General features: G+C 41.3%; 1 protein-coding gene. It reads left to right on the forward strand.

Annotation, left to right across the window (positions count from 1 at the left end; all coding sequences use genetic code 11):
- Positions 1 to 127 precede the first annotated feature (127 nt).
- Positions 128 to 414 (forward strand): hypothetical protein (locus D4A39_RS19300; protein ID WP_233552538.1); only part of this gene is annotated, 287 nt, incomplete at its 3' end.

Below are 414 nucleotides of genomic sequence, written 5' to 3' on the forward strand. Positions count from 1 at the left end.
GATTGATTGTTTCATATACATTGTTAAAGAGCTCGAAGCCCTGGTACGAGACGTATCGGGGCTTTTTTCTTGCTGTTTTCTGGAAATGTTCAGCAAAATGTTAATATAATATTGACAGGTAAGCGCTATGTTCTTTAGCTTGTGGGTAGTTCAATGCATTGGTGCAGGTTACAAGAGCAACATCTATGTGGAGAATAGTGTTTATGCTACTGCTGCTACCCAAAAGAAGCCTTGGGATTGCAAGACTAGTGGCAGTTATAAAGACTACAATGTCACATTGAAGGGTTGTGAAGGTGCTTCGGATGCACAGAGCAAGAGGGGTAACAGCGAGTATTTCGTTACATCGAAATACTATACTTATAAGGCTAATGATGCTTCTGAAGTGAAGAACTATGTAACAGCAGCTGCCGGTGC

The sequence above is a fragment of the Alcanivorax profundi genome, assembly GCF_003597125.1.
GTDB lineage: Bacteria > Pseudomonadota > Gammaproteobacteria > Pseudomonadales > Alcanivoracaceae > Alcanivorax > Alcanivorax profundi.